The sequence below is a fragment of the Chryseobacterium binzhouense genome, assembly GCF_007474545.1.
In the GTDB taxonomy this organism is placed as follows: domain Bacteria; phylum Bacteroidota; class Bacteroidia; order Flavobacteriales; family Weeksellaceae; genus Chryseobacterium; species Chryseobacterium binzhouense.
Genome location: NZ_VKOG01000001.1, coordinates 1,062,622 through 1,085,019, shown reverse-complemented (window position 1 = coordinate 1,085,019; position 22,398 = coordinate 1,062,622). Strand labels below are relative to the sequence as shown.

Sequence of the window (22,398 nt, the reverse complement as noted above, 5' to 3'; positions counted from 1 at the left end):
GAATTCCATCTGGATTCGCTTTACCATTTATATACAATTATTGTGTTATTGATTTAGTAAGAAATGTAGAAAAAAGGGTTCGCTCTCCCTAGTGATCTGAACCCTTGATCTACATGAAAACTGAATGATGAAAATATATTTGTAATTTGGTGTCCTTGATTTCTTAGACAAAAGTAGAATGATCTGAGAGCAATAACAAACGTATGTGGTTATGATTTATCAATATCGACGTAAAAATTTTGAAATTATCACATGAACTAATAAATATAAGTAACTAATACATAAATATTTATATAACATGTGTTTTTAAGATATAAAAAGGGAAACAATTAATCATTCACCCGATTCATTTTGTTTTATTACTAGTAATAATATAAAAAATCCCCGGCAATGCCGAGGATAAAAACTAATAACCATGAAAACTCAAATTAAACATGAGAATCTGGGTACAAATTTACAACAAATAGTCTACAATTCCAATAGACAATGATTAAATCTATTATTTGTTTTTCATTTAGCATTGTGTATTTTCCATATTACCGCTGGATAAGTCAATGATACATCCGTCAGTTAAAAGATTTACCTTCAAATTTTCAGCATATATCGGACAATCTTTATCAACAGTTTCAACGTTGGTCTGCATAACTTCTTTTGCACTAATCACGATTACCATTCCGGAGCCTTTGCACATAGCACGATTTCCATTTTCAATAAGAAGCGCGGTATCTTCTCCAAGACCCAATCCAAATAATTCCTGATTTTTCAGTACGGCATGAGCTAAACGCCCAAACCTCCCGCGATGTATAAAATGAGTATCTACCAAAGAACTATTCAACAGACCAAGACCTTTGCCAAGCTGGATATCATTATCAATAATTGCTTCGCCGTTCTCTGCTTCAACGATAATGATCTCCGGCATACACATAGCTCCAGCACTTGTTCCCGCCACCATAAAATCTTTATCATTATAGTATCTCTCCTTTAATACAGCATTTATAGGCGAATTGTTAAGCTTTTTACAGATATTGTTTTGATCCCCGCCTGTAAAAAAAACAGTTTTTGCCTGCTTTATTCTTTCAATATACTCTTCAATTTTAGATTCATCAGACAAATGCATAAATCCAAAGTTGGTGAATCCGATTTTAGAAAATGTTTCCTTATACGTCTTCCTCATATCTTCAGGTTCAGAACTTGCCGCTGTAATAATTTCGATCCTGTGATCTTTAAATTGTGCTAAAAGTTTAAGAATTTCATAAGGTGAGAAATGATTATTAGCTTCTTCCATATCAATATGGTTGTCACTTCGATCTTCATGCCCCCCAATAATCAGCAATTTTCCTTTTGCATTCATAATTTATAAGTCTTTTAAATTGGTCTCCTTATCAATTTTGCCAAATTGATTTGTTGGCTCATCAAACTTATAAAATAAGTGATCTAAAATCTTATGATACTAATCACTTCCAATAGAAAAACAATTTTAAAATGTCCGGCTAACCCGAATATTTTAACCATTTGAATTTTTAAATGACAATATAAGTTGCTATTAAAAAATCCAATCATACAACCATTAGGTTTTAGGCTTAATGCTGATAGCAAAACCACCGCTGCGTGCCATTTTAATTTTGATTTTAGTACTTCTGGTAATATCTTTTTTATAAATATGATAGCTTTGGGGATTATCAATATAATCGGCATCTTTCCCATCTTCGTATATCGTAGCTTCATATCGTTTTTTGCTGGCGAGAAATGAAAAATCAACCATAAATTCTCTTTGATTTTCATCTGTAATACCTCCTACAAACCAGTTTTCAGTATTTTTTTCTTTACGCGCAGTCACAATATAATCTCCCGGCTCTGCTGCAAGAATCTTTGTGTCGTCCCAATCTGCTGCTACATCTTTTATAAACTGAAAAGCATCCATATGTTTTTTGTAATTTTCCGGCAAATCTGCAGCCATCTGCAAGGGCATATACATGACAACATACAGAGCAAGCTGTTTTGCTAAAGTTGTTTTTACAAATCGTTTATCTCCCGGGAAATAATAATCTAGCTTAGTCTGGAATATTCCAGGTGTATAATCCATAGAACCCCCTATCCATCGGGTGAAAGGAAGAATAGTCTGTTGATCAGGATTATTTCCTTTAAAAGCTTCATGCTCAGTTCCTCGTGCAGCTTCGGAGGTAATCCAATTGGGATAAGTTCTGCTTTCTCCACCCGGTCTTATTGACTCGTGGGAATTAACCATAATTTTGTATTCATGGGCTTTCTCTGCAATTCGATAATAATGATTAACAGTCCATTGAGAATAGTGATGCTCTCCTCTGGGAATAATATCACCAACATAGCCTGTTTTCACGGCATCATAACCATATTTATTCATCAGCCTGAAGGCTTCATCTGCCCAATGTTCGTAGTTGGTTGCTGAAGCAGACGTTTCATGATGCATAATGAGCTTTAATCCTTTAGAATGTGCATATTCATTCAGCATTTTAATATCAAAATCAGGGTAAGGAGTAATAAAATCAAAGACAAATTCTTTGTCATGTCCCATCCAGTCTTCCCACCCAATATTCCAGCCTTCAATCAATAGCCCGTCAAAACCGTTTTCTGATGCAAAATCAATATATTCTTTCACTTTTTCATTGTTTGCGCCATGCTTTCCGTTTGGCGTAAGTTTAGAAAAATCGGTTTCCTGTAAATTTACACTTGTATTGGTAGAATAAGACCATTTTGATTTTCCAATAATCATTTCCCACCAAACTCCCATATACTTTGTAGGATGAATGTAAGAAGTATCTTTATACTTCGTAGGTTCATTAAGGTTGAATAAAAGTTTAGAATCTAAAACTTGTGCGGCTTTATCAGATACAATAACGGTTCGCCAAGGTGTAACAGATGGTGTCTGAAGATACGCCTTAATGCCTAGTTTGTTAGGGGTAAGATGGGTTTTAAATTTATAACGCTCTGCATCCACTTCCAAATGAGATGCCGGATAATTCAGGACAGCAGCTTCCGCCACATTGACATACAATTCATTTTTCCCTTCTTTTTTCAAAAGTAGCGGCGACTGCACAGCATTTTTTACTAAAGTTTGGGATGAATGTTTATCGTAGGCTTTGTCCCACCGTCCGGGAATTTCAGAAATTAATGTCGTTTGCGGTTGATATTCCTGTGAGTCGTAATCTGCAACAATCCACCATGCTTTCATATCTGAAGGAAAATCAAACTCAGTATCTTCTTCCTTAATTCTGAAATGCTCAAAATTTTTCTGATAAGGAAATTCATATCTGAACCCTAGACCATCATTAAACAATCGAAATCTTATAATCATATTTCTGTCGGAAGATGACTGATGCAATGTCACGCTCAGCTCATTATAATGATTGATATACATTTTCTTTTCTCCGAGGACCGGCTGCCATTCTTCATTTTTATTATCCCTTTTTTCCGACAATTTAATGAAACCACGGTTGAGATCCCAATTGTTATCTGTTGCTTTCTCCTGTTCGGAAGCAAAATGTACGTAAGTGTCGTCGAATATTCTTAATCCCAATTTTGAATCTTCAATTACCAAATCCCCTTTATATTTCAGATTATAAAATGGAACTCCGTCTGTAATCGTAAAAGTCATTTCCAGTTTTCCGTCCGGCGACTTTAGTTTTTGAGCATGAAAAAGAAATTGGCTGAATAAAAATACAACAATGGTGAGATTATATTTTTTCATATCGGTATAAATTGTGAAAGGTTTGTGAAGAGTACAAGTACGATACCAGCTTTAATTTTAAACTTAATAAACTGATAATAATCCATTTTTTAAATAATCGCCATTGATATTTATTTTTTTGTTCTCATAGCAAAAACGCTGTTCTGTTTGGAATAAGCTTACTTTTAGAATTATTTAATCAGGCTATTTTAATTTAATATGTCAATTTGTCACAAAAAAATGAATGGTACAGATATTGAGAAAGTGTGAGTGTAAATTGAATTTAAAATTTAGAAAAAATATAAAATATTATGAGTAAAATAATTGGAATTGACTTAGGAACAACCAACTCTTGTGTTGCTGTAATGGAGGGAAAAGACCCTGTTGTTATTCCTAACGCAGAAGGCAAAAGAACAACACCGTCTATTGTGGCATTTACAGAAGATGGTGAAAGAAAAGTAGGAGATCCTGCAAAAAGACAGGCGGTAACCAACCCAACAAAAACGGTTTATTCTATTAAAAGATTTATTGGAACGCATTTTAAAGATGATGCTTCTGAAATCACAAGAGTACCATATAAAGTAGTATCAGGACCAAACGATACGGTAAAAGTAAAAATTGACGACAGAGAATATACTCCACAGGAAATTTCTGCAATGACGCTTCAGAAAATGAAGAAAACTGCTGAAGATTATCTTGGTCAGGAAGTAACAAGAGCGGTAATTACTGTTCCTGCATACTTCAACGATGCTCAAAGACAGGCTACGAAAGAAGCAGGTGAAATCGCAGGTCTTAAAGTAGAAAGAATCATCAACGAACCAACTGCTGCGGCATTAGCTTACGGTTTAGATAAAAATCATAAAGACCAAAAGATTGCTGTATACGATTTAGGAGGTGGTACTTTCGATATCTCTATCCTTGATTTAGGAGATGGTGTATTCGAAGTATTGTCTACAAATGGAGATACACACTTAGGAGGTGATGACTTTGATGATGTAATTATCAACTGGATGGCAGATGAATTCAAATCTGAAGAAGGTGTAGATTTAAAATCTGATGCAATTGCATTACAGAGATTGAAAGAAGCTGCTGAAAAAGCTAAAATCGAATTGTCTTCTTCTCCACAAACTGAAATCAACCTTCCATATATTACCGCTACCGCTACAGGTCCTAAACACTTAGTGAAGACTTTAACGAAAGCTAAATTCGAGCAATTGTCTGCTGATTTGGTAAGAAGATCTATGGAGCCTGTTGCGAAAGCGTTGAAAGATGCAGGTTTATCTACTTCAGATATCGACGAAGTAATTTTGGTAGGAGGTTCTACAAGAATCCCGATCATCCAGGAAGAAGTTGAAAAATTCTTTGGTAAAAAACCATCTAAAGGAGTTAACCCGGATGAGGTTGTAGCGATTGGTGCTGCAATTCAGGGAGGTGTATTGACAGGAGATGTAAAAGATGTTCTTTTATTAGACGTTACGCCACTTTCTTTAGGTATCGAAACAATGGGTTCTGTTTTCACTAAATTAATTGAAGCAAACACTACGATTCCAACTAAAAAATCTGAGGTATTCTCTACAGCGTCTGACAATCAGCCGGCTGTAAGCATCAGAGTTGGACAGGGAGAGAGACCAATGTTCAACGATAACAAAGAAATCGGCAGATTCGACCTTACAGATATTCCACCTGCGCCAAGAGGAGTTCCTCAGATCGAGGTAACTTTCGATATCGACGCAAACGGTATATTAAGTGTTTCTGCTAAAGATAAAGGAACTGGTAAAGAGCAGTCTATCAAAATTCAGGCTTCTTCTGGTCTTTCTGACGAAGAAATTGAGAGAATGAAGAAAGAAGCTCAGGAAAATGCTTCTGCCGATGCTAAGAAAAAAGAAGAAGTTGAAATCTTTAATAAAGCAGACGGATTGATCTTCCAGACTGAAAAGCAATTGAAAGAGTTTGGTGAGAAATTATCTGCGGATAAAAAAGCAGCCATCGAAACTGCTCATGGAGAATTAAAAACAGCCTTTGAAGCTAAAAATGCAGACGATGTAAAAGCTAAAACAGAAGCTTTAGACGCAGCATGGATGGCAGCTTCAGAAGAATTGTATGCAGCAGGTCAACAGCCGGGAGCTGATGCAGGAGCACAGAACGCAGGAAATGCAGGAGGTGCAGAAGATGTACAGGACGCAGATTTCGAAGAAGTGAAATAAGAAGTCTAGAACTTATTAAATATGATCCCTGAGCGAAAGCTTGGGGATTTTTTATATTATTAAGTTGCCTTAAAGAATGTCATGGCAATAATCTTTTCACCATTTATCCTATATTTGTGTAATATTTAAAGTTTTCAATAAAATTCATCATCAGATATGATCATTGCAGCGATAGACATAGGAAGTAATGCAGCCAGACTTTTAATCAATGAAGTGAAAATTCAGAACAGTAAACCTGAGTTTATTAAACTTAATCTGCTCAGAATTCCTTTGAGATTGGGAATGGATGTTTTCACCATAGGAAAAATTGGTGATGAACGAAAAAAAATGGTCATTGATTCTATGAAGATTTTCAGTGATCTGATGCGAATTTATAAAGTAGATCATTACCGAGCCTGTGCAACCAGTGCAATGCGTGATGCAGCCAATGGTCAGGAAATTATACAGCAGGTGAAGCAGACTTCAGAAATAGATATTGAAATTATTTCGGGGGACGAAGAAGCTACACTTATCTATGAAAACCACGTGGCAGAAGGACTTGATAAAAATTTTGCTTACCTTTATGTAGATGTTGGTGGTGGCTCCACAGAACTTACTTTTTATGAAAACGGTGAAATGATCTACGAAAGATCCTTCAATATTGGGACTATAAGATTGCTTAATAATCTCGTTACAGAGAGCAATTGGAAGGAAATGAAAGAAGAAATAAAGAAAAATATTTCCAGCAAAAAACCTATTGTGGCTATTGGATCCGGCGGAAATATCAATAAAGTTTTCTCAATGAGCAAAACAAAAGACGGCAGACCAATTTCTTCGGCTCACCTTAAAAAAGTTTATAAAGAGTTTAATGAGCTTACGGTGGAAGAAAGAATGACAAAATATGGTTTCAGACAAGACAGAGCCGACGTTTTGGTTCATGCTCTCAAAATTTACAACAATGTTATGACATGGTCAGAAATCACGAAGATTTTTGTTCCAAAAATATCTGTTGCAGACGGTCTTATCCATCATATTTATAACAAAGTAAGCTCGAAAAATTTGTAATCAACAACCGATATAGAGATTGATTGTTTTACTTATAAGTAAATGCTACAGGAAATACTATTTGCCAACCAATCTCTTCACCATTCCTTTAAAAATAATTCCGTGAAACGGCAAAACGGAATACCAGTATAATCTTCCAGATAATCCGTGCGGTCGGAAAACCGCTTTTTGCCAAAGTTTACCTTTGTAGACTTTAAACATTAACCACGCTTCACCCGGAAGTTTCATTTCAGCAAAAAGAATCAGTTTTCCTTCATCTTTATTGGCATAAAGAACACGCCAGAAATCCAGGGCATCGCCTTCGTGAAGCTTGTCGGGATGTGTTCTTCCGCGTCTCAATCCGGGTCCGCCCACCAGTAAATCCATAAATCCACGGATCTTCCAGAGACTTTGACCATACCATCCGTTTGCGCCGCCCAACGAAAAAACTCTGTCGAGACATTTTTCACGGTCATCATATTCTTCAGTTCTCAAATCTGTAAAACAGCCATACTTCGGAACATCAAGATAATCCTTCAGGCTGGAATCGCTTCTGCTGCTGATAAAACTGTCTTTCCAGCTTGAGGCAATTTCGTTGTCTTGAATTTTAGCCAGCGTTCTTCTCAGAGCCGTATCATAAGAAAATGGCTGAACTCCGGTAATCTGTTTAATTTCCGCAAGGCTTTCCGGTCTGCAAATGACTTCAATCTTCATACTTCCCACCAATGCAGAAGCTAAATTATAAGATGTCGAAGTAATAAAATAGAGCCAGTACGAAGACAATTTCGGAGTCATTACAGGAACCGTAAAAATTTTTCGTTTCAGTCCTCTGATTTTGGCAAACTCCAAAAGCATTTCTTTATATGTCAAAACATTATCGCATCCGATATCGAAATTTTTATGATATGCCTGTTCTTTAAATAAAGTAAAAATCAGAAAATCCAGCACATTGGCAATTCCAATCGGCTGACATTTTGTATGGAGCCACTTCGGAGCCACCATCACTGGTAATTTTTCCACCAAATCTCTTATGATTTCGAACGAGGCACTTCCTGAGCCAATGATAATTCCAGCCCGTAAAACTGTTGCCGGAACTTTACATTTCATCAGGATTTTTTCAACTTCAAATCTTGAACTCAAATGTTGAGATAATTCTTTTTCATTCGCCAAACCCGAAAGATAGATGATGTGTTTGCAATCGGTTTTTTCAATATAATCTGAAAAATTAACGGCGCATTGTTTTTCAATTTCTGCATAATCATTGCTGTTGCTCATCGAATGCATCAGGTAATACGCTCCGGAAATATCTTTTGGAATTTTTTCCAGCGTTTCAGGTTTCAGGAAATCCACTTCCACCACTTCAATCTGTGCATCATCAATATCCACACTTTTAGAAAAACGGTTTTTATCTCTGCAACAGCAGATTACCTGATAACCTTGTGCAGCGATTACGTTAATCATTCGTTTTCCGATATATCCGGTAGCTCCGGTAAGCAGAATTTTTTGCATTAGATTTGAGTTTTGGTGTGTAAAATTATTTCTCAGCTAGTGAGAAAATCATACCTTTTCCAACAGATGCCCGAAATAATCTTTCTTTTTTGAAAGATAACTTTCATTCACCTCATTCGATTCTATTTCCAAAGAAACCCGATGGTTAAGTTTAATTCCGCTGTTTTCCAAAGATTTAAGCTTATCCGGATTATTGGTCAATAGGTTAATTTCTTTAACGTTCAGAATCTTAAGCATTTCAACTGCCACATCAAAATTTCTTCCATCCGCAGGCAAACCCAATTTCAAATTTGCTTCCACCGTATCAAAACCTTTTTCCTGAAGCGCATACGCTCTTAATTTATTGATGATTCCGATATTACGCCCTTCCTGTCGAAGATAAATAATCATTCCGCCGTTTTCCGACATATATTTCATTGCTGCGTCCAACTGCTGTCCACATTCACATTTTTTAGAATGAAAAATCTCGCCTGTGATGCATTCAGAATGAAAACGCACGTTTACCGTTTTGCTGAAATCTGTATTTTCTGCCACCCAAACCAAGTGCGGATTCCAGTCTTCTTCGTGTTCTGAGAACGCATAAACAGTAAACATTCCAAAATCTGTAGGTATATTCGATTGTGCCTGTATTGTCAACATAATTCAAAAATTAAATGGTTTATATAGTACAAATTTATACTTTATTTTAATTAAATGTAAATTTATTTACTAAATTTGTCAATAAATAAATTCTATTATGCAAGAACAAGCCAATATCACGCAGGAAAAAATATTTGAATTATACGGAGATTATCTTTTGAATCACGGAGAAAAACCTAAAAACGTCTATCTTTTTGCCAAAGAAAATAATTTTGAGGAAAAAGAGTTTTACCATTATTTTTCAGGATTTGAGCAAATCGAAAGAGAAATTGTGAATCATCTTTTCACAAAATCTCTGGAACTCGCTTCGGAAGTTAATTCTTCGAGCGAAGTGACAACCAAAGAAAAACTCCTGAATGTCTATTATATTTTCTTTGAAAATATGACGATGAACCGTTCTCTGGTATTATCAATTTTGGGAAGCAATAAAATTCAGAACATCAAAACGCTTCAGAATCTTAGGGAAACCCACAAACAATTTGTCAATACCCTTAATTTCAACGAATGGGAAATGATTGAAAAAGCGAAGGAAGACATCCGAAAATTCAACGAAAAATCAAGACAGGAAGCACTTTGGCTCCATTTGATTTCCGCTATTGATTTCTGGAAAAAAGACACTTCGCCGGATTTTGAAAAGACCGATATTTTTATTGAAAAAACCATCGACACCGGTTTTGAATTAATGGATAATGAACCGTTAAGAAAAGTTTTCGACCTTGGGAAATTTCTGTGGAAGGAAAAGTTTAAAATGAGTTGATGTATAGCTTTTGGCTTCAAATAAAGCTAATATTTATTTGGGCAGCTATTTCCGCCCTCCGTTCCCGCTTTTTTGTGCCAATGCTTTTGCCAGTCTTACAAAAAGAGCTCCACTCAGGTCGGGCTGCGAGATTTGCCAATTCAAAAGTAAAAGTAAAAGAATAAAGCACTTCGGATGCAAAATGAAAGAAAATAGACAGCAGAATGTTGCGCTCCGTAGGAGCGGAATCTGTTTAGAAATTACGAATAATCGTATTGAAGAGAACTCCGTAGGAGTTCAATCTTAAAATGAAAAAAGATTAAGATTAATAGATTGCACTCCTACGGAGTGCCGCCAAGAACAAATGCTTTAAGCTACACAGATAAAGCTCCCAAAGGAGCTTAGTACATCAAACACATTACAAACAAAATTTAAAAATGAAAACATTAGATAAAATTCCTACAGGAAAATTAGAACGGACAAGCAGCCTGCTCAAAGCAGGAGCGAAAGTTGGTGTTAATTACCTGAAATATTACGGAAATAAAATAACAAAAGATGAAGATGAAGCCCGCAAAATTCTGAACGAGGACAATGCAACCGACATCTACGACTCACTGAAAGAATTGAAAGGTTCCGCGCTCAAAGTTGCCCAAATGCTGAGTATGGAAAAAAACATTCTTCCGGTGGAATATGTGGAAAAATTCTCGCTTTCGCAATTTTCCGTTCCGCCTTTGTCGGGTGCTTTGGTGAAGAAAACATTCAGAAAATATTTCGGGAAAAATCCGGAAGATATTTTTGATGAATTTTCCGCCGAATCGGTTAATGCAGCGAGCATCGGACAGGTTCATACCGCAAAAAAAGACGGCAAAAAACTGGCGGTTAAAATCCAGTATCCCGGTGTGAGAGAAAGCATTTCGAGTGACCTGAAAATGGTAAAACCGATTGCGATGAAGATGTTCAACATCAAAAAAGAAGGTTCAGAATCTTATTTTCAGGAAGTAGAAGACAAACTATTTGAGGAAACAGATTATAACTTGGAACTGAAACGCAGTCAACATTTTGCAGAAGAATGCAGTCACCTTCCGAATGTAAAATTTCCACATTATTATCCTGAATTTTCCTGCGAAAAAATCATTACGATGGACTGGATGTCGGGAATTCATTTCTCTGAGTTTACCAAAAAACAAAATTCTCAGGAAGATTTGAATAAAATCGGACAAACGCTTTGGGATTTTTATATGTATCAGATGCATATTCTAAAAAAAGTACACGCCGACCCGCATCCGGGAAATTTCCTGATTTCTGAAGACAAGGAATTATTGGTTATCGATTTTGGCTGTATCAAAGAAATTCCGGAAGATTTTTACATTCCGTATTTCGAACTGGCAAAAGAGGAAAATCTTAAAAATCCTGAAGTTTTCCGTGAGAAATTGTTTACACTGGAAATTTTGCGTGAAGATGATTCGCCACAGGAAAAAGAGTTTTTTGCAAAATTATTCTACGAATTGTTGGAACTATTTACAAGACCTTTCAATCAAGAAATGTTTGATTTTTCAGACGAATCTTTCTTTCAGGAGATTGCCGATTTGGGACAAAAATACGCCAAAGCCAGTGATATGAAGGGAATGAATACCAATCGTGGTTCCAGACATTTCATTTACCTGAACCGAACATTTTTCGGATTGTATAATATGATGCACGATTTGAAATCGAAAGATGTGGCAATAAATAATTTTAAAAATTATTGTAAATGATATTTAACCGCAAAAGTAACAAAAGATTTTAATGAATTTTAAGTTATTCAAAAGAGCAAAAAAGGCTGAAAATAGATATTCACAAGATTTTTGTTAGCTTTCAGTTGCCTTTTCAATTTATACTTTCTTTTGTGTCTTTTGTGGTTATAATAAATAAAAAGTTTAAAATATGCCTTCACAATTACCTTCCAAAATCTGTGAAGTCTGCGGACTACCCTTCAACTGGCGCAAAAAGTGGAAGAAAAACTGGGACGAAGTAAAATATTGCAGCGAAAGATGCCGGAAAAACAAAAAATCAACATCCTCTGGTTCACCAAAGATTTGAGAACGAGAGATTCAGATTCCTTATACAAAGCGATGCAGGAAGATTTGCCTTTTCTTGCGGTGTATGTTTTTGACACTGAATTTTTTGCTCAAAAACAATTTGGTTTCAGGAAAATCGGAAAATACCGTGTAAAATTTTTGCTGGAAAGTATAGAAGATTTAAAACAGAATTTAGCAAAACAGAAAATTCCTTTTTCAGTCAGATACGGCAAAACAGAGGATGTTTTCAAAGAAATTTCCGAGGAATTTGAAATCGTGAAAATTTTCTGTCAGGAAGAATGGACGAAGGAAGAAGTTGATTTACAAGCTAAAATTGAAAAAGCAATTCCGAAAGCCGTTTGGGAAAAATCGTATTCACAATTTTTGGTTCATCCGCTTTTTGTATTTAAAACTTTGGATAAAATCCCGATGCTTTTTACCAGTTTTAGACAAAAAATTGAAAAAAATCTGCTGATTCGTCCAGAATTTGAATCGGAAGACTTGGTGTACAATAAATTGGAAATTCATTTTAAAAGCGATATCATTTCATTGAAATCGCTCGGTTTTGAAGATTTTGGAATGGATGAAAGAACTGCTTTTCCTTTTTCGGGCGGAGAAAATGAAGCTCTGAAAAGGCTGCATCAATATTTTTCTGGAACACAAAATTTGAGTCAATACAAACAAACCCGAAACGGTTTGGTAGGAACAGATTATAGTTCAAAATTTTCCGCTTGGTTGTCGGACGGAAGTATATCTGCGGTAACGATTTACTATGAAATTAAGAAATATGAAGAGGAATTCGGAGCCAATGATTCGACCTATTGGTTGATTTTCGAATTGCTCTGGCGGGATTTTTTCAGATATATTTCCTTACAGTACAAAGATTTGATTTTCTGGAAAAGCGGAATCAATCATCAGAAATATTTCGTTGAAAACAATAAAACATTGATTGAAAAATGGAAAGACGGAGAAACAGATTCCGATTTTGTGAATGCAAATATGCTCGAACTCAAAAATACCGGCTGGATGAGCAATCGTGGTCGACAGAATGTAGCTTCGTATTTCTGCAAAATTCTGAAACAGGACTGGAGAATCGGAGCGGCTTACTTTGAGGAAATGCTGATTGATTATGATGTTCACAGCAATTACGGAAACTGGATGTATCTCGCCGGAGTCGGAAATGACAATCGTGACCGGACTTTTAACCCTGAAAAACAGGCAGAAATGTATGATTCTAATAAAGAATTCAGAAAATTATGGCTAAAGTAGTAAAACATACCGCCCAATTAATCTTTCCGCATCAGCTTTTTGAGGATACGGATTATCTGGATAAAAGTCAGCCTGTGTTTTTGATTGAGGAATTTCTGTTTTTTAAGCAGTATTCTTTTCATCAACAGAAGATTGCGTTTCATCGTGCGACAATGAAATTTTATGAAAATGAACTAAAAAAGGTAGGTTTTGAAGTTGAATATATTGAAAGTTCTTCGAAATATTCAGACATCCGAAATTTAATTCCGAAGCTTGAAAAAGAAAATTTTACAACGATAAAAATAACGGATGTTTGCGACAATTGGCTGGAAAAAAGATTAAAGGAAACAAAACTGGAACTCAAAATTCTTGACAGTCCGCTTTTCATCAATACCAAAGATGACCTGAAAGATTATTTTGAGGGTAAAAAATCTTATCATCAGACTGATTTTTACAAGCAGCAGAGAATCACCCGAAATATCCTGATGAAAGCCGGAAAACCGTTGGGTGGAAAATGGACGTACGACACGGAAAACCGAAAAAAATACCCAAAAAACAAAAAAGCGCCTGCCATTCATTTTCCGAAAAGCAATGAATTTTACGAGGAAGCAAAAGATTACACCGAAAAACATTTCACCAAGAATTACGGAACTCTTACGGATGAACAGCTCTATCCAACGACTTTTAAAGAAGCTGAACATTGGCTGGAACAGTTTCTTGAAAACCGTTTTATGGAATTTGGCGTTTACGAAGACAGCATCGTGGAAAAGGAACATTTCCTTCATCACAGCGTGCTGTCTCCATTAATGAACGTCGGACTTTTAACACCTGAAAATGTGCTGGAAAAAGCGATTTCATTTGCACAAGACAATGATATTCCAGTGAATTCTCTGGAAGGTTTTGTCCGCCAGATTTTGGGTTGGAGAGAATTTGTGCGTGGTGTTTACATCTATCAGGGAACGTATCAACGAAATAAAAATTACTGGAAACACAAGCAAAAACTTACGGAATCTTTTTACACCGCCAAAACAGGAATCCGACCGATTGACAGTTCGCTTCAGAAAATCCTGAAAACTGGTTATGCACATCACATCGAAAGACTGATGATTTTTGCCAACTTTATGAATCTTGCTCAGTTCAATCCGGATGAAGTCTATCAATGGTTTATGGAAATGTTTATCGATTCCTACGATTGGGTAATGGTTCCGAATGTGTATGGAATGAGCAGTTTTTCGGACGGCGGAAAGATGAGTACGAAACCGTACATCAGCGGAAGCAATTACATCAAAAAAATGAGCGATTATCCCGACGGAGAATGGAATGAAAAATGGGATGCGCTTTTTTGGAACTTCATCAACGATAACCAAGAATTTTTTGCTAAAAATCCAAGATTGGGAATGATGCTGAGAACACTGGAAAAAATGCCGAAAGAAAAACGAAAACAGCATTTTAAAACAGCGAAGGAAGTTATTGAAAATCTGTAATGATTTTTTAATCATACAAGAATTTAATATCAATAGGAACGGGTTTTAACCCGTTTGCAAAAAAGGAATAAAATGGTTGGCTTTAGCCAAAACTTAAAATATATTTTGGCTAAAGCCCGAGGCAATTGATAGAATATTTATCAAAATAAAAAATGAACAAAAACCTCAACATACAGCAAATCGACAGAATCATCGAAATGGCGTGGGAAGACCGAACGCCGTTTGAAGCGATACAATTTCAGTTTGGAATCAGTGACTCGGAAGTCATTGAACTGATGCGTTCGGAACTGAAGGAATCGAGTTTTAAGCTTTGGAGAAAAAGAGTGAATTCGGGAGTGAGCCAGAAACATTTGAAAAAAAGAAGTGAAGAGATTAACCGCTTTAAATGCAGCAGACAGAGAGTTATCAGCAATAATAAAATTTCGAAAAGGTAGTTGATTTAACCGCAAAAGCCACAAAAGAATTGTTTGAAAATAAAGTTTGTAAAAGAGCAAAAAAGCATTGTAAATAGAGACTTTATTTCGCCAGACTCAGGATAAACTAAGTTCAGCCTGACAACGTAAAAACAGTTAGTATTAGAGATGTCACACTGAGCTTGTCGAAGTGTCTCAAAATGTAAACCTTGTGAACTTCGTGTTCAAAAACATAAAAATAAATCATTATGAAAAATATCGTCATCATCGGTTGCGGAAAAGGAATTGGATTGGCAACGGCAAAAATCCTTTCAGAACAAAACAAAATTATCGGAATTTCCAGAACGGAAAATCCTGAATTGAATCATCCGAATATCGAATTCCACACAATGGATATTCTTTCGGGAAATTTAGAGGAAATCAGTTTTCCGGAAATTATCGACGGATTGATTTATGCACCGGGAAGTATTAATTTAAAACCTTTTAACCGACTTTCTGTGGATGATTTTAAGAATGATTTTGAGATCAATGTTTTGGGAGCGGTAAAATTGATTCAGAAACTGTTACCGAATCTTAAAAAATCAGATTCAGCTTCGGTTGTGCTTTTCAGTTCCGTAGCGGCAAAACTGGGAATGCCTTTTCACGCTTCAATTGCAGCCAGCAAAAACGCAGTAGAAGGTCTTACGAAAAGTCTGGCGGCAGAATTTTCGGTACAAAAAATCAGAGTGAATGCAATTGCACCTTCTTTAACGGATACGAACCTAGCTTCACAGCTTTTAGCAACATCCGAGAAAAGGGAAGCCTCTGCGAAAAGACATCCTTTGCAAAGAGTAGGAACTGCTGAAGAAATTGCTGAAATGGCAGCTTTCCTTGTTTCCGATAAGTCATCGTGGATTACGGGACAGATTTTTGGAATTGATGGCGGAATGGGAAGTGTAAAACTGTAAAAAAGAAAAAATATTTATATTAAATTTGTACTATGAATACTGACTTTTTCATTGATCTGCTTCATCAGGTTAAAGAATTTGAAAATTCCGATGCTTACAGACCTCACTCCACCGTTGAGGATTTCAGGTTATGGCTGAATGATAAAAAATACAGAAAAGAAAGTCCGACCAAGCTTTTTAAGAAAGAACAGCATCAGGTTTCGTTCACAGAAAATGAGATCTGCAAACAGGTTTTGCTTTTGGGACGATATTCTAAACAACTCATTCGAAAAGGTTTGAATGATTTTCCAGAACTTGCCAATGAAGAATTTACCTATCTCTACCGACTAAAAGATGAGCCTAATCTTACTAAAATTCAGTTGATTGAAAGAAACGGACACGAAAAGCAAACCGGAACTCAAATCATCAAACGTCTGCTGGAATATGGCTTAATTGAGGAAAAAAACGACAGCGAAGATAAAAGAAGCAAACGTTTGAACCTCACCGAAAAAGGCGAAGATTATTTCCACCGTTCCGTTGAAAAAGTGAATATGACTTCCAGAATTCTCGCCGGAAAACTTGAAAATAAAGAGAAGACCGAGCTTTTGGAATTACTCAGAAAATTAAATGATTTTCATTCTCATGTTTATACAGAATACAAAAACGAAAATATTTCTAAAATTAATGAAATAATCAAATAAATTTTAAAAATTAAAAGCCGTTATTTATATTTAAACAACGGCTTTTTTTATCTGACTAATCAATTATTTTAAAGTAGATTTTGCTTTTTCAGCTTCCATCAAATGATGCTCTAAGGTAGAAACCTTATTACCTGCAAATGTTTTAAGAGAAGATTCAGTTCCTTCAGCAGCTTGCTTTTTGAATTCAGCAATATCTTTTTTATGATCTGTAACCATCATGTCGGCATACATTTTATCAAATTCTGCTCCTTTTTTCATTTTCAGTTCATCATATTTTTTTTGATGTTCTGCTTTCATTGACGTAGGCAATGTGTAATTGTTTGCTTCAGCCCATTTTTTAAGCTCTTCATTAGCTGCACTGTGATCTTTTACCATCATTGCCCCTAAAGATTTTGCAGTTTCGCTGGTTGCATTGGTTTCAGCTAATTTTCCCATCATTACTTCCATCATTCCTCCGCTTGCTGCTGCATCTGCAAACATTTTGTCCTGCGAGCTAAGCATTGAGTTTTCTGTTCCCATTGTACCTGCAGTTGTAGCCGAGTCATCCAGCGTTGTCATAGAATCAGAATTTGTCATCATCATAGTATCAGAAGAATTGTCTGCAGTGGTTGTTTCTTTTTTGTTACATGAAACCATAGCTGCAACAGCCAGAACTGTAAGAATTGAATTTTTCATAATATTTTATTTGGTTGATTAATGTAATTTGTTTTGTGTTTTACTAACAATTTTGCTGCCAAATTATCAGAATTTTAAAAATAATCAATTATTTTAATAATATCTATCCCTGAAAATATCCTGAAATAAATTATTCAAATCCAATTTTTCATTACTAAAAATTAAAATTTAAAGCAATAATTAGTACCTATGTATTAAAATGATCCTATTGCAATCTTCTTTGGTCTTATTATTGAAGCGGTCATTATACACTACTCACATTTTATTTTACTTATGAAAAACCACATCGTTATACTTGGAGGAGGTTTTGCCGGAATTAATTTGATAAAAAATATTGCTGATAATAAGAATTTCACAATAACTTTGGTTGACAGAAATAATTACCACTTTTTTCCTCCTCTTATTTACCAGGTTGCTACAGCCTTTATAGAGCCTTCACACATCAGCTATCCTTTCAGAAAGCTTTTTGCAGACTATGAAAATTTTAATTTTCACATGGGAAGTCTTAAAAAAATTAATTCTGAAACAAAAACTATTGAGACCGACAATGGCATTATATCTTATGATTATCTGGTAATCTGTATGGGAACCGAGACCAATTTTTTTGGTATGGAAAATGTAAAAAAATGCGCTCTTCCGATGAAAACTATCCATGAAGCGTTATATCTTAGAAATCATATTTTGCTAACCTTAGAAGAGGCATCCAGAAACAAAGATCCAGAAAAAGCAGAACGTCTGCAGAATATTGTAATTGCAGGAGGCGGACCAACAGGTGTGGAACTTGCCGGAATGATCGCAGAGATGGGATCTTATATTGCCGAAAAAGAATATCCGGAGATTCCGCTTAATCTTTCTCACCTTTACCTTGTGGATGCGCTCCCTACTCTATTATCTCCTATGAGTGATGAGGCACAAAAATCAGCTTATGAAAATCTACAAAGACTTGGTGTAAACATCCTTCTGAATGTCTCGGTGAAAGACTATATTGACGGAAATGTCATCTTATCTGACGGAAAGAAAATCCAGACAGAAAGCCTGATCTGGACTTCAGGAGTTATAGGAAAAGAAGTTCCGGGGATTCCTGAAGATGCTTTAGGAAAAGGAAGAAGAATCCTGGTTGATGAGTACAACCGTGTTGCCGGTTTTGAAAATATTTTTGCATTAGGCGATATTTGCCTGCAGCTTAATGATAAAGAATATCCAAAAGGTCATCCTCAAGTTGCACAGGTCGCTATTCAACAGGCGAAACTGGCTGCTAAAAATATTCAGAAACATAGAAAAAGAGAGGCTATGCAGCCATTTATCTACAAGAATAAAGGAAGTATGGCTATTATATCTAAATTTAAAGCCGTAGTAGATCTCCCGGCTTTTTCCTACACCGGATTTTTTGCCTGGCTTACCTGGCTTTTTATCCATATAATTCCGCTGACCGGTTTCAGAACTAAAATAAGACTGGCTACAGAATGGTTCAGATTGTTTATTACCAATAATCCTTCTATCAGAATGATCATGCAGCCCGGAAAGAACAGTAAATCATAAATTATCACTTAAAATAAATATATTATGCTTAAGAAATTAATCGCAGGACTGGGAGGAGCGATCGCCCTCAACATCCTGCATGAAGTCATCAGAAAGAATTTTGAAGACGTTCCGCACATTAATGAAATTGGAGAAGAAGCATTGCAAAAAGCTGCTGAAGCCAATGATATACAATTATCTGATCCTGATACTATTTACGCAGCTACGTTAGCTGGTGACGTTATCAGCAATGCAGTTTATTATGCAGGAACGGCAACCAATCATGAAGTTCTCAGCGGTATTGCAGCAGGCGTTGGTGCTATAATGCTTCCCGAAAAATTAGGATTAGACGATACACCTGTAGCCGAAAACAACAAGAAAAAGCTAATGACCATAGGATATTACACATTTGGAGCAATAGTTACCAAATTGATATACAACAGAATAAAATAATTACAAGGCAAAGGAACTTTTAGGATTCCATTACCCAAATACTTACAGATTTGGGGTTTACCATGAAGGTTCCTTTGCCATTTTCATCACACTCAACAGTTTCGGATCTGTAACCTAAAAAATCAACAAATTTACTTTTGCCGAAACAGCTTCCAAGGGTAATTGCTTTTCGATCAACATTACCATTAGAAATAATAACCAGACAGGATAAAGAGATATCACTCCCCTTTCTAAGCCATGCGATACAGTTGGGATGATCAAAATAATTGATCTGGTTGCCCAGAGCAAATCTCTTTCTGGCTTCAAGTAATTTCGGAAGAATTTCAACTTTGTTTAATGTTATTCTCTGAATTGCGCCATCTTTAGCATCACAATATTCAGCTCCATAAAAATCTGCATAAAAAACACACGGATATGCCTTTTCCATAAGTAATATTATCGCATAAGCTAAAGGTTTAAACCATTCATTAACCGAAGATTCTAATCCCTGCAAAGGCTGTGTATCATGATTTTCAACAAATGATACAGAAATCCGGGCATGCTCTTCTAAAAAGCTGTTTTTTAAAATTGTTCGCAGGTCATATTTACTGTATTTTTTTGAAGCTTCATGAAAATTGTAATGAAGAGGCACATCAAACAATGAAATCTGATGATTAATCTTTTCCGAAAAAGCAGACATCATATCAGGCTTATCTTTCCAGTACTCACCTATTATAAAACAATCTTCATTAATTTCATTCTTAATAAAATCAATAAGTTGTATAAGGAAATCTGATGAAATATGCTTAAGCGCATCCAGCCTTATACCATCTGCTTTGGTAAGGTCCAAATACCATTTTAACCAGTTTTTTACTTGCTCTGCTACTTCAGGGTTTCGATATTCAACATCTGCACCCATGAGATAGTCATAGTTTCCGAACTGGTGACTTGCAGAATCATCCCATTCGGTGCCGGAATTATTGTGGATCTTAAAAATTCCTTTTTTTTCTTCTCCGTTTACTTTAATAATATCAATTCCGCTAAAACATTGATAATCCCATACAAAATCAGAATACATTCCGTTTCTGCCTGGAAAATTAAAATATGTCTTAGTTTCCGCCTGAAAAGGATTTCCTATTTTCTGAGTCCGGTTTTCAGCATCAACTTCATGCACAGTTACGCTTTCAGTTTTATCACCGCCCATTTTATGATTTAACACCACATCGGCATATACCTGAATGTTGCACTCGTGTGCTTTCTGAATAGCATTAAGATATTCCTGCTTAGTTCCGTATCTTGTTCTCACCGTTCCTTTCTGGAAAAATTCCCCCAAATCATAATGATCGTAAACATCATAACCCCTTCCCTCCGTACCAAGAAAACACTTTGTTGCAGGCGGCAGCCAAACAGCCGTTATTCCTAATTCATTCAGATATGATGCCTTTTCTGCAAATTCATTCCAGAGATCGCCCTCATGATACCAGTGAAAAAACTGAAAAATAACTCCGTTAATCATGGTTACAGATTTTTAGCCATTTACAATAATTCCGCCGTTCGGATGCAAAACCTGACCTGTCATTTGTACGGATCCGTCACTAACCAGAAATAAGTAGCTGTGAGCAATTTCTTCTGTAGAAGCATTTCTCTGCAAAGGCGGTTGGCTTTGATCTTCTTCCTCTTCTCCGAAAGTTTTTTTTGTAAGCGGTGTTGCTACCGGACCGGGAGCTACAGCATTTACTCTTATTCCCAATGGTTTTGCCTGTAAAGCAAGTGAACGGGTAAATGAAACTATTGCTCCTTTTGTCGCAGAATAATCCAGTAATTCTGCGTGTCCCTGATACGCTACGGCTGATGTTGTATTGATAATACATCCGCCCTCCTTCAAGTGTGGAAAAACAGCTTTTGTAAGCAATATCATCCCGATAATATTTGAATTGAAAGTTTTGCGGATGTCGTCTTCTTTTAGATTGACAATATTATCTGAAGGAATCTGTGTTCCTGCATTATTAATCAAAATATCAATCTGTCCCCATTCATCCATTATTTTCTGCACAGATTGCTCGCAGAAACTGCTGTCACCGACGTCTCCCTTCATCATCATGCATTTGTTACCGGATGCAACAATTTCTTCCTCAGTAGATTTTGCTTCATCATCTCCATCATAGTACATAATGGCAACATTGGCTCCATGTTCTGCAAAAAGAAGAGCAATGGCTTTTCCTATTCCGCTGTTGCCACCGGTAATAAGTGCAGTTTTATCTTTTAAAGTTAAATTTTCCATAGTATTATCATATTGTTGTGAAAGATGTTTTTCCAATTGTATTTTAAAGCATCCTAAAATATATTCTGCATAACAAATCTGCGCATTCTGAGACTGTGTACGCGGATGCAGGTCTAATCTTTTGTTGTAAACAATTTTGCCTTTATGACTAAAACTAAAGTAGGCAAAAAGTTTAAAATCTGATTCTTCTACAGGAGTAGCATAACCTGTTACTGATATTCCCCAGTCGGTCTGGAAAGATTTTGCAACATTCAATGCCATTACTTCAGAGATATTTTCTGATACACAATCGCATTTCTCGCCTTCTTTCCTGCTGATCTGTAGAAATTTTACTTTTTCATCAAGGGTATAAGTGGTAATTCCGCCCCAATAAAATTTTGAGGCATCTTTCATCTGAGAAAGGCAAAACTGAAGATAACCAGAGGTAACACTTTCTGCAACAGCTACAGTTTCATCAATATCTGCTAACAACTGTCCGATTTCGGAAAGAAGATTTTTTTCAAGTTCCATAAAATATAAGAATTAAGCAGGAAATATATTCCTTAGATTGAATCACTTCTCAATTGAAAACGGCATATCCATTTATAAGGCTGTCCAGAATAAACTTCCATATTAATAGTTCGTACAATGATTGTGATTAAGTTGATTTTAATCGAAATTACATAATTTAGATTTATTCTCTTTATGCTTACAATCACAGCGGTTTAATTTTTCTTTTAAAAGATTCTCACATAAATTATTATGACTGAAATCATAAACCACAGACTATCAAATAATTATTGTTTTCACTAAGATAATGTGGTCTTATAATTGTATTAGGCTTTACAGATTTTATTATTTCACACCAAA

19 protein-coding genes are annotated in these 22,398 nt (G+C 35.8%); 12 read left to right on the top strand and 7 right to left on the bottom strand.

From position 1 onward, the window contains the following. Positions 1-514 precede the first annotated feature (514 nt). Together FNE73_RS04955 and FNE73_RS04950 are read right to left on the bottom strand one after the other, a co-directional pair. Positions 515-1,351, bottom strand: a complete 837-nt coding sequence (locus FNE73_RS04955) for a cyanophycinase (protein WP_143883653.1) — start codon at positions 1,349-1,351, stop codon at positions 515-517. 216 nt (positions 1,352-1,567) lie between these two features. Further along, a complete protein-coding gene (locus FNE73_RS04950) occupies positions 1,568-3,724 on the bottom strand; it encodes a glycoside hydrolase family 97 protein (RefSeq protein ID WP_143883652.1) in 2,157 nt (718 codons plus the stop codon). A 290-nt stretch (positions 3,725-4,014) separates the two neighbouring features. Between FNE73_RS04950 and dnaK the strand changes: the two genes are divergently transcribed. Both dnaK and FNE73_RS04940 read left to right on the top strand, forming a co-directional pair. Further along, positions 4,015-5,907 carry a molecular chaperone DnaK gene (dnaK, locus tag FNE73_RS04945; protein WP_143883651.1) on the top strand — a complete coding sequence of 631 codons (1,893 nt, stop codon included), beginning with the start codon at positions 4,015-4,017 and terminating at the stop codon, positions 5,905-5,907. Positions 5,908-6,063: 156 nt separating this feature from the next. After that, positions 6,064-6,951 (top strand): Ppx/GppA phosphatase family protein, encoded by an 888-nt coding sequence (locus tag FNE73_RS04940; protein ID WP_143883650.1) that lies wholly within the window; start codon positions 6,064-6,066, stop codon positions 6,949-6,951. Positions 6,952-7,008: 57 nt separating this feature from the next. Here FNE73_RS04940 and FNE73_RS04935 read toward each other — a convergent pair whose 3' ends face one another. After that, entirely contained in the window at positions 7,009-8,439 is a 1,431-nt protein-coding gene (locus tag FNE73_RS04935; RefSeq protein WP_143883649.1) for an SDR family oxidoreductase, read from the bottom strand. A gap of 48 nt (positions 8,440-8,487) precedes the next feature. Continuing rightward, positions 8,488-9,078: a GTP cyclohydrolase II gene (ribA, locus tag FNE73_RS04930; protein WP_143883648.1), complete on the bottom strand. Its 591-nt coding sequence runs from the start codon at positions 9,076-9,078 to the stop codon at positions 8,488-8,490. Between the two features lie 97 nt (positions 9,079-9,175). Between ribA and FNE73_RS04925 the strand changes: the two genes are divergently transcribed. The 8 genes from FNE73_RS04925 to FNE73_RS04890 all read left to right on the top strand — a co-directional run bounded on the left by FNE73_RS04925 (position 9,176) and on the right by FNE73_RS04890 (position 16,643). Next, a complete protein-coding gene (locus FNE73_RS04925) occupies positions 9,176-9,835 on the top strand; it encodes a TetR family transcriptional regulator C-terminal domain-containing protein (RefSeq protein WP_143883647.1) in 660 nt (219 codons plus the stop codon). 416 nt (positions 9,836-10,251) lie between these two features. Further along, on the top strand, positions 10,252-11,568 hold the full coding sequence (locus FNE73_RS04920) for an ABC1 kinase family protein (RefSeq protein WP_143883646.1): 1,317 nt from the start codon (positions 10,252-10,254) through the stop codon (positions 11,566-11,568). A 169-nt stretch (positions 11,569-11,737) separates the two neighbouring features. Then, positions 11,738-11,893: a DUF2256 domain-containing protein gene (locus FNE73_RS04915; protein WP_143883645.1), complete on the top strand. Its 156-nt coding sequence runs from the start codon at positions 11,738-11,740 to the stop codon at positions 11,891-11,893. Beyond that, positions 11,845-13,140: a DASH family cryptochrome gene (locus tag FNE73_RS04910; RefSeq protein ID WP_143883644.1), complete on the top strand. Its 1,296-nt coding sequence runs from the start codon at positions 11,845-11,847 to the stop codon at positions 13,138-13,140. Before FNE73_RS04915 ends, FNE73_RS04910 begins: the two co-directional genes overlap by 49 nt. Next, positions 13,128-14,603 (top strand): cryptochrome/photolyase family protein, encoded by a 1,476-nt coding sequence (locus FNE73_RS04905; protein WP_143883643.1) that lies wholly within the window; start codon positions 13,128-13,130, stop codon positions 14,601-14,603. The genes FNE73_RS04910 and FNE73_RS04905 overlap by 13 nt, the downstream gene beginning before the upstream one ends. A 152-nt stretch (positions 14,604-14,755) precedes the next feature. Next, entirely contained in the window at positions 14,756-15,037 is a 282-nt protein-coding gene (locus FNE73_RS04900; protein WP_143883642.1) for a TIGR03643 family protein, read from the top strand. A 227-nt stretch (positions 15,038-15,264) separates the two neighbouring features. After that, positions 15,265-15,963: an SDR family NAD(P)-dependent oxidoreductase gene (locus FNE73_RS04895; protein WP_143883641.1), complete on the top strand. Its 699-nt coding sequence runs from the start codon at positions 15,265-15,267 to the stop codon at positions 15,961-15,963. A gap of 32 nt (positions 15,964-15,995) precedes the next feature. Then, entirely contained in the window at positions 15,996-16,643 is a 648-nt protein-coding gene (locus FNE73_RS04890) for a MarR family winged helix-turn-helix transcriptional regulator (protein ID WP_143883640.1), read from the top strand. Positions 16,644-16,706: 63 nt separating this feature from the next. On the opposite strand, the gene FNE73_RS04885 is transcribed toward FNE73_RS04890, so the two are convergent. Continuing rightward, on the bottom strand, positions 16,707-17,318 hold the full coding sequence (locus tag FNE73_RS04885) for a DUF4142 domain-containing protein (RefSeq protein WP_143883639.1): 612 nt from the start codon (positions 17,316-17,318) through the stop codon (positions 16,707-16,709). 273 nt (positions 17,319-17,591) lie between these two features. Here FNE73_RS04885 and FNE73_RS04880 point away from each other — a divergent pair, with 273 nt between their 5' ends. Beyond that, complete coding sequence (locus FNE73_RS04880; protein WP_143883638.1) at positions 17,592-18,857, top strand: NAD(P)/FAD-dependent oxidoreductase; 1,266 nt, start codon at positions 17,592-17,594, stop codon at positions 18,855-18,857. 24 nt (positions 18,858-18,881) lie between these two features. Further along, positions 18,882-19,289, top strand: a complete 408-nt coding sequence (locus tag FNE73_RS04875) for a hypothetical protein (protein ID WP_143883637.1) — start codon at positions 18,882-18,884, stop codon at positions 19,287-19,289. 19 nt (positions 19,290-19,308) lie between these two features. On the opposite strand, the gene FNE73_RS04870 is transcribed toward FNE73_RS04875, so the two are convergent. Together FNE73_RS04870 and FNE73_RS04865 are read right to left on the bottom strand one after the other, a co-directional pair. After that, on the bottom strand, positions 19,309-20,784 hold the full coding sequence (locus tag FNE73_RS04870) for an alpha-amylase (RefSeq protein ID WP_228429873.1): 1,476 nt from the start codon (positions 20,782-20,784) through the stop codon (positions 19,309-19,311). Positions 20,785-20,796: 12 nt separating this feature from the next. Continuing rightward, positions 20,797-22,059: an SDR family oxidoreductase gene (locus tag FNE73_RS04865; protein WP_143883636.1), complete on the bottom strand. Its 1,263-nt coding sequence runs from the start codon at positions 22,057-22,059 to the stop codon at positions 20,797-20,799. Between the last annotated feature and the right edge of the window lie 339 nt (positions 22,060-22,398).